The sequence below is a fragment of the Magnetospirillum moscoviense genome, assembly GCF_001650635.1.
Lineage (GTDB): Bacteria > Pseudomonadota > Alphaproteobacteria > Rhodospirillales > Magnetospirillaceae > Magnetospirillum > Magnetospirillum moscoviense.
Window position 1 is genome coordinate 1 of sequence record NZ_LWQU01000008.1, and the last position, 7,802, is coordinate 7,802.

General features: G+C 60.3%; 8 protein-coding genes and 1 pseudogene. 3 read left to right on the top strand and 6 right to left on the bottom strand.

The annotated features are described in order from the left end of the window. Window positions 1–219: 219 nt before the first annotated feature. The 4 genes from A6A05_RS22220 to A6A05_RS00325 form a co-directional block, all read right to left on the bottom strand. Window positions 220–375 carry a helix-turn-helix domain-containing protein gene (locus A6A05_RS22220; RefSeq protein WP_082910575.1) on the bottom strand — a complete coding sequence of 52 codons (156 nt, stop codon included), beginning with the start codon at window positions 373–375 and terminating at the stop codon, window positions 220–222. 69 nt (window positions 376–444) lie between these two features. Beyond that, window positions 445–1,743, bottom strand: coding sequence for an ATP-binding protein (locus A6A05_RS00315; protein WP_156520822.1), 1,299 nt, complete (start codon window positions 1,741–1,743; stop codon window positions 445–447). 264 nt (window positions 1,744–2,007) lie between these two features. After that, window positions 2,008–2,994: a GTP 3',8-cyclase MoaA gene (gene moaA, locus A6A05_RS00320; protein ID WP_068496337.1), complete on the bottom strand. Its 987-nt coding sequence runs from the start codon at window positions 2,992–2,994 to the stop codon at window positions 2,008–2,010. A gap of 58 nt (window positions 2,995–3,052) precedes the next feature. Further along, entirely contained in the window at window positions 3,053–3,400 is a 348-nt protein-coding gene (locus A6A05_RS00325) for a cupin domain-containing protein (protein ID WP_342669998.1), read from the bottom strand. Between the two features lie 235 nt (window positions 3,401–3,635). On the opposite strand from A6A05_RS00325, the gene A6A05_RS20495 reads away from it, so the two are divergent. Together A6A05_RS20495 and A6A05_RS21570 are read left to right on the top strand one after the other, a co-directional pair. Continuing rightward, window positions 3,636–3,992 (top strand): hypothetical protein, encoded by a 357-nt coding sequence (locus A6A05_RS20495; RefSeq protein WP_156520823.1) that lies wholly within the window; start codon window positions 3,636–3,638, stop codon window positions 3,990–3,992. A gap of 15 nt (window positions 3,993–4,007) precedes the next feature. After that, window positions 4,008–4,580 (top strand): annotated as a pseudogene (locus A6A05_RS21570) (MobA/MobL family protein); the annotation flags it as partial. 333 nt (window positions 4,581–4,913) lie between these two features. On the opposite strand, the gene A6A05_RS00340 reads toward A6A05_RS21570, so the two are convergent. Both A6A05_RS00340 and A6A05_RS21145 read right to left on the bottom strand, forming a co-directional pair. Then, window positions 4,914–6,938 (bottom strand): DUF5131 family protein, encoded by a 2,025-nt coding sequence (locus tag A6A05_RS00340; RefSeq protein ID WP_068496344.1) that lies wholly within the window; start codon window positions 6,936–6,938, stop codon window positions 4,914–4,916. Window position 6,939: 1 nt separating this feature from the next. Further along, window positions 6,940–7,110: a hypothetical protein gene (locus A6A05_RS21145; RefSeq protein WP_172822153.1), complete on the bottom strand. Its 171-nt coding sequence runs from the start codon at window positions 7,108–7,110 to the stop codon at window positions 6,940–6,942. Between the two features lie 308 nt (window positions 7,111–7,418). Here A6A05_RS21145 and A6A05_RS00345 point away from each other — a divergent pair. After that, the coding region (locus tag A6A05_RS00345; protein ID WP_156520824.1) for an AAA family ATPase at window positions 7,419–7,802 on the top strand (384 nt) is incomplete at its 3' end.

Genomic DNA, 7,802 nt, shown 5'->3' on the forward strand with positions numbered 1-7,802 from the left:
CCGCCACCACCAACGCCAATCAGGCTGGCAGAATCTCAGAGCAAGGGCCGCTCGAACAGGCGGCCGTCACCGGGGGGATACTCTGTACGGGGCGTTGGGGAAGATGCTGGAGCTTGGAATCGAACACCCCCGAGGCGGAACCTCGGGGGTGCAAGTAACGTTGGTTGCGGGGGCAGGATGCCAATTTTGGCGAACAATTATAATGTAAGAAACTCCAACCTAGACTCCCTTCCCCGCCATACCACCTTTGCCCCCCCCAAACGACGCTTTTTTCCAAAGACTCTCGCGGGTGATCCCCAGAATCTCGGCCGTCTGGGTTATGTGTCCACCAGGGCGCTCCAGCATCATCAATAAATAATCGCGCTCGCAGGCCATCAGGAGTTCGGCTAGCGACTGGGAAACTGGCGAATCGGCGCCGGATACGCCGCTAAAATCATCTCGGATTCACGGGCCGCTGGGGCTGCCCCGGACATGCCCGAGAACGTCGCCGCCCTCCCATTCCGGCGGTGACAGCGGCAACATAACCCTGGCGATGGTGCCTCCCTCGGGATTTTGTTCCAGACGGATGGCGCCACCATGGTCGATGACAATACGTCGCACGATGGTCAGCCCGAGTCCGGTTCCCTTGGTTCTGGTCGTAAAGAACGGATCGAAGGCTTTGGACAGCAACTCCTCGGGGATGCCTGAGCCGTTATCGGCAATCAGCACCTCCACCGCTGGCCGTGATTGATGGAGCGTCGACTTCGCATCGAGAGTCAAATGCCCGCCGTTGCTCATGGATTGTATCGCGTTGGCCATCAGGTTCTGGAAGACCTGTATCAACCGCGTGCGATCGCCGAAGACCTTGGGCAGACGTTCGTGCGATTGACACAGGACAACAGACCTTTCACCGATTTCCGGCAGCATGGACAAAGTCGCGATTCGGATGACCTCATCAAGATCGACCCAGTCCATCACCAGACCGCGCGGCCTCGCGAAATCGAGCATGTCCGTCAGGATGTTTTCCATATAACCGATCTGCTCGAGTGCGATCTCGCATCCTTCTGCCAGGTCGCCCTGATCGCGCGAATGGTGCGTATGCAGGATCTTCACATTCATCTTCACTGACGACAGGGCGTTGCGAACATCATGGGCGATCATGGTGGCCATTCGCCCCAGGGCCGCCTGTTCCTCGTTCTTGGCGGAATCGCGCAATGCGTCGAGCATGCGCATGATCGACCGCGCCAGCATGCCGAATTCGTCATGCCGATCCACCGAGGCCGAACTGAGGTTGCGCTCGCCTGCGGCGATGCGATCGGCTACCTGGGTCAGATCATGAATCGGCCGTGTCAGACGGACAGTCGCCAGCGCCAAAGCCAGCGCCACCAGGGCCCCGACGGCCAAAGCCGCCGCCACCAACTGTGTCCGGTAGGTGCGGACCTCGGACTCGATCTCCGCCAATGAGGCCATGCCGCCGACCGTGATCAGCCGGGCACGGTCACCCATGAGGGGATCCGACAACAGCACCCTTTCCACGGCCACCGACAACTTTCGTGCGTCGTCCTCGAAGCGCAGTTGGGAATCGTTGCCGCGAAGCCAGTGTTGCCACCGGCCCCCTATCAGGAACTCGTCACCGATGCTTGCGCCAGTAACACCGTCACGGCTGCCTTGCTGCAGAATCGAAGGGCGGTAGAGGTAACGGCCGTCCCGGTCGCTGAGAAAAAACGAGATGTCGTTACGCGGTCGGCCGAAGCCGGTGATCACGGCGATACGTGTCAGTTCCGTGTGAGAGAAGGGCAAAGCGCGTGCCAACTGGGCCAAGACGGGAAAAAAACAAAAATCCCTATACGTTGTGCGGTCTTGGTTGCTTTATTAGTGTTCCATTGAGTATGACGATCTCTTAATTGATTCGTTAAAGCTCGTCATCGACGTGAATGAATCGTTCAATGTGCAGCGCAGCAGTAATTGCTGATTGGAATTGATCGATATTTTGACTACCCCATGCCCCACATCTTGAATTCGAGGTTATCACCCTCCGGTTACGCTCATCGCGCGCATCGGGGCTGCGTGGTCGCCCTGCTCGGCAAAGGCATGACCGACTGGTTTTAGAGTGACGGCCGTGGCGAAATGGCGCTCGAGCTCGTCATCACCTGCCCCGGCTCGCAGCGCGGCACGCAAATCGTACCGTATCTCCCTGCCCAGGCATGGATAAAGCTGGCCGGTGCAAGAAAGCCGGACCCGATTGCATTCCTGGCAGAAGCCATGCCGTTCGGGGGCGATGAAGCCGATGCGCCGTCCGGTGTCACCGACCCGCACGTACTGCGCCGGCCCGGAGCTGCGATCGGCGACATCGAACAAGGACCAGCGTCGGGCAAGACAAATCCGCAGCTCCGCCAGTGGCAGGCGGGACCAGCCGAGGGAAGCCGCCCCCTCGCCAAAGGGCATCATCTCGATGAAACAGAGGTCGAAGCCCTGACCGACGCACCACTCTACCAAGGCCTCTGCGTCGCGATCGGCAATTCCGGGGACGGCGACGCAATTGATCCGGACACGCAGCCCGGCCGCCTTGGCCGCTTCAAGGCCATCCAGCACCCGCTGCAACGTCCCGCCGCGGGTCAAGGTTTTGAAGGTTGTCGCATCCAGAGTATCCAACGACACGTTGATGCGGCGAATGCCGGCGGCCGCCAAGTCGCCTGCAAACTCGGCCAGGCGAGTTCCATTGGTCGTCATCGTCAACTCGGCCAATCGGCCGTCGGCAACCCACGAGCCCAGGGCACGGATCAGGCCCAAGGCATTGGGCCGCATCAGCGGCTCCCCTCCGGTCAGGCGGATCTTGCGCCCCCCGCCCCGGACGAAAACCGCACACAGCCGTTCGATCTCTTCCAGAGAAAGAACCTGGTCGCGGGGGACGAAACGCGTGGATTCCGACATGCAGTAGACGCATCGCAAGTCGCAGCGATCGGTCAGGGACAGGCGGAGATAGTCAACGGTGCGTTTGAACGAATCGATCAACATGGAAGGCTTTCCTTCGGTTGCCGATCGAAGCGCAGCAAGAAACGGGCCGTAACGGCAATCAGTCGTCGGCGAGTTCGAAACCGGCCTGGGCTGGGGCGACTAGGGATATGAACAGGAATGGCACCTGTCCATGGTTGTGGGCCCCGTGAATCTGGCCGGCAGTCGCTACCGCAATGTCGCCGCGCCGAAGGATGCAGCTCTCGCCATTCCCCATTAGATATTCTGCCTCGCCTTCGAGAACAACCCATGTGTCCTGGCCGCCCGGATGGCGGTGCGAGGCGATGGACTGACCAGGCAACAATATCCAGGCCGCCACCGCAGAATCTGTCGATTGGAAGATGAGGGAACGCTCGGGAGCTTGATGATCAGGCCAAACATGAGCGGCGGAGTTGAAAACCCGTGTCACCGTACCTCCTCGGTCAAATCCCCTCCATATCCTATATCATGCCAGCGTAAAGGCGGGTCAAATGTTGCCGCTTATCGAGGCCCATGTCGCCGCAGGCAGCGAGACAGAACGCCGCAGTTAGCCCAAAAGCCAATGCCCCCATAGCGTTTGCATCCGGAGATCTTTTACATGTTTCCTGGTTTTTCCGCCCGACTGCTCCAGGTACTCCCTATCCCCCCGGATACGGAGTCCCGACATGCTTACATCCGCCCATCGTTTTATCGACCTGATTACCGCCCTGCATGGGCTTCAGGTGCTTACCCCCGCGCAATGCGCCGATTTGTCCGCATTCCTGCGGGCCGGCTTCCCAGCCAACCGCCCGGAGGCGTACAAAGCCCTGCGGGACGTGCTTCACCTTCGTCAAATCCCACCCGAAGATTTTGCCGAACAATGCAACGCGGTCATGCGTGCTTACAAAAATCCGCCCGGCGCATTGCCAGGGCATCCGGACACGCCTGAGCGAGCCATAACAATAAGAACAAAAGATAAACGGAAGCGTGAGGGCGCACTTCAGGGAAAATCGGTGATTTTCCCGCGCGGCGACGAACGATGACGGGAGCCGTCCGCCATGGCCCTGTATTCGTTCAGCCATTCCAAAATAGGAGCCGATGAAAAGGGCAAGGCCTTCGCCCGCCTTGCTTACATCTGCCGCGAGGGGGCGGCCGTTATCGGCGAACGGCATATGCTTGCAGATCTCGACCGGGCGTCGCTGCGGACCTTCGCCCAGGCCCGCGAAGCCATGGCGGGCAAGAACGGTCGGGTGGCGGAATGCTTTATTGCCGCCCTGCCCCGCGAAGGCTCGCCGGAGCAGCACCGGGCAATTGTAAGCACTTTTTGCGAACGGCTGACGCGGGGACAAGCGCCGTGGATCGCTGCCATTCATACCGACAAGCCCGGCAATCCCCACGTCCACATCTTGGCGTTTGACCAGAACTTGCCCGCCGCGCCGGGCCGGGGCCGTCCGCCCAAGGTGATGGCGATGTCGCGCAAGGGGGCGTTGGAGGATTCCCGCGCCCTATGGGCCGAGTGCCACAACCATGTGATGGATGGTTTGGCCCAGCCCATCGACCACCGCTCGCTCGCCGCCCAGGGCAAGGCGCACCTGCTGCCCACGGTCCACGAAGGCCCGGCCCTGCGGGCGATGAAGGACAAGGGGGTGACGCCGGTTCCCGCGGTGAAGCCCGGCAAGTGGGCGGAGATGGTCGATTGGCCCCGCATCGACGAGGGGCGCGACCGCATGGGCGTCAAGCCCATCGGGCGGCGCACCAAGAAAGAGGCGGTGGAAATCGCCGACCCGGCTTTGGTGGTGCTGGGAACGACGGTGGAGCAGACCTTCCTGGACAACGTCACCGCCGAAAGCATGTTGGACGGCTTCATGCAGCGTTTCGGCTTCATCATCGCCGACGCCGACCCCGAGCGAACGCCGGACATGTTCCCCATCTACCGGCTGGAGGAAGACGCCAACCTCGCCCCATTAAGGAAAGCCTGGACGAAACTTGCCGCCCTGCCCCTGCATCCGACTTACGACATCGACCAGGATGCGGAAGACGCCTTCATCCATGTGTTCACGCGCAATCTTCTCGGCCCAAGCCTTGTCCATCGGGCGATGGTTGGGACCGCTTTCACCGCCGACGACCACCCAATTGACCGTGCCGTCGGCCAGCCAGGGCTCGATGTCGATTTCCTCGAGCAACGGCTCGACCGACACCCAGCGGATTTTCGCCTTCACCCGCCGTAAATCGTCGAGACGGTGCAGCGAGTTTCGGCATCCGACGGTCACCCCGCACCAGACCTTGTCGGGGACGGCGTAGGCCTGGCTGAACGCGGCCATGCGGTCGGCCCGCTTGGTGCAGACCAGGAACTGGGATTTCGACGGATTGGCGGTCATGGCGTCGAACAGTGCCGTTACATCGGCATCGGACACGTTGGCGTGGAAGGTGTCCGACATGGAATTGACGAACACCCGGTCCGATTTTGCCGAACGAAGTTCGTCGATGACCTCCGGCACCACGCCGATTGTTCCGGTGAACGTCTTGTTCTTGACGGTGCCGGCATAGCCGCGACTGCCCAGGGCTTGGTGCCGGGTCGCCCAGCCGACGGCGTAGCAATGCTTGCATTCCGGCGACACCTTGCTGCAGCCCTTGAACGGGTTGACCGTTTCGGTCGCCCACGCGATGCCGGTCTTGGATTTGGCCGCACCTGCGGCCTTCCGCTTCCGCGGCTTGGGAGACTTACCTTCACCGTAGGCCGCGATGCGGCCGCAGGCCTTGGCGGCATTGTCGTTGACCGCCGGCTTGGACGTGTTCGAAGGTGTACGGCCGCCGACCGGTTTCTGAGCGACACTCATCTTTTGTTCTTTCTGATTCTGGTCTGGTGACGGATCGAATGGCGACAGGCCATTCTCGACCAAGACGTTGTTGACGATGAGCATGTGGCCATCGTCGGACGGCTCTCTCTGCAGGGTGGGGCGAGTTCCCGGCAGCACGTTGCGTTCGACGAAAGCAACCAGCGCTTTGGCCAGTTCGGCGACGACCGGAACGATGACGCCGTTGCCCAATTGCGCCCGCCGATGCGTCTTGGTTGTTCCTTCCGGAAACGAGAAATCGGTCGGCAAGCCCATCAGGCGGATGCATTGGTCAACATTCAGAACGACTGTCTGCTCGACGCCATCGATTGTGACCTTATAAGCAGACCAATTGGCATAAGAACCGACGCGCTTCTGCATGCCGCTGCACCGAATGGTTCGCGACGCCACGCGCCCGGTTATTCCGCCGACCACGCTGTCAAAGGTGAACAACAGCGGATATTTCCGGCTCAGATGCGGAAACAGCGCCACCTTCATGGCATCGTCACTGATCGTCGCCGGGAGCGCATCCTGCCGGACCCCGACCATGAAGACGCGGGGACGCAATTGCGGAATGCCGTAGTCGGTCCCCCGGACCACTTGATGGACCATCCGGTACCCCAGATCCTCGACAATCTTCAGAATGACGCCCCAGGTCCGCCCGCCATCGTGGCCGAGAAGCCCACGGACATTCTCGAACATGAAGGCAATCGGGCGGCGCCGATACAGCAGGCGGGCCAGTTCGAAGAACAAGATGCCTCGGCCCTTGTCGTCACCGAAACCTTGTTTCTTACCCGCCACGCTAAACGCCTGGCACGGAAACCCCGCCGCGATGATGTCAAACGGCGGAACGTTGTCGTTGTCGGCAACCGCCATCTGGGATACATCGCGGAAGAACCGAGCGGCACCATCCCTGAACAGGTCAGGGCTCGTCTCTCCGTGGACGTGCTGGTAAGTCTTCCGTGCGGGACCGTTGATTTCCGCCGCGGCAACGCAGGTCGCACCCGCCTCGGCAAAGCCGTAATGGAATCCGCCCACGCCGGCAAACAGGTCGATGAAGGCCGGCGAATTTCCATTGGCGGCACTCCAACGGATTTTGCCGGGCACCCCGGCGGGCACCGCCGAGAACTCGAAGGCGATTTGCTGCTTGCGCATGTCACGCCTCCCCGCCATTCGAGCCGTTGGGCGGGTTGTTTCCGCTTGGCCGGTTGTCGTTTGACGCCCGCAGGGCATCGAGCGCTGCCTGCTTTGCCAGCAGGGCGATGATCGCTTTCACGGAATCGGTACGCAGGGACTTGGGATAGATTTGCTTGTCATCAGAGGGCATTGCCGAACTCCAATCTTGGGTTGGCCTGCCTCATCCCTATTTTATTCATCTATCATAGGGCGGCAGGTTCGAACCCGACCTGCCTCCCTATGTATTGTTCTCCTATTCCTGCCCTGTCATTGGCGAATGCCCATGACAGGGGTATAGTCAGCAAATGCATTTTGCATATGCTACCGATTCCGTCATTAGCATGAGGTAGTTTATTAGAGTGATGGAAATTTCGCGGAATTTTTTCGTGCGTTTGAATTGCGTTTCGAGTTAACGTATATTTAGCTTCAAGCGCGTTTGAAAGGCGTCTTAAATTTCCGATGGCAAGCAAGTCCCCGCAGCATCGCAAGCAGCTTGAACCCAAAATCGAATGGCAGGAATACGATCCTGGCCTCGTGCATTTCCCCACTTGGCTGGTCGATAAGCTAATTCCAGAACGATCGACCATCTGCATCTACGGCCCGCCGAATGCCGGGAAGTCATTCCTGGTACTGGACATGGCACTTGCCATCGCCACGGGAAACCCATGGATGTCGCTGGGAACCAGGATCACACACGGCAAACAGAAGAAGCCGGGGCGCGTGGTCTACATCCTTGCCGAGGGGCCGAAAAGCCTGCATCGGCGCATCACCGCCTGGATGGATCACCACCAGATTGCTCCCGACCAGCGCAAGGACAAGCTGTCCGGGTGCTTCTTCATCCCT

What these genes read in the sequence shown, in the direction of transcription:
- A6A05_RS21145 (WP_172822153.1), bottom strand. Translation starts at nt 7,110, where the DNA reads ATGCCCTCTGATGACAAGCAAATCTATCCCAAGTCCCTGCGTACCGAT.
- A6A05_RS00340 (WP_068496344.1), bottom strand. Translation starts at nt 6,938, where the DNA reads ATGCGCAAGCAGCAAATCGCCTTCGAGTTCTCGGCGGTGCCCGCCGGG.
- A6A05_RS20495 (WP_156520823.1), top strand. Translation starts at nt 3,636, where the DNA reads ATGCTTACATCCGCCCATCGTTTTATCGACCTGATTACCGCCCTGCAT.
- moaA (WP_068496337.1), bottom strand. Translation starts at nt 2,994, where the DNA reads ATGTTGATCGATTCGTTCAAACGCACCGTTGACTATCTCCGCCTGTCC.
- A6A05_RS22220 (WP_082910575.1), bottom strand. Translation starts at nt 375, where the DNA reads ATGGCCTGCGAGCGCGATTATTTATTGATGATGCTGGAGCGCCCTGGT.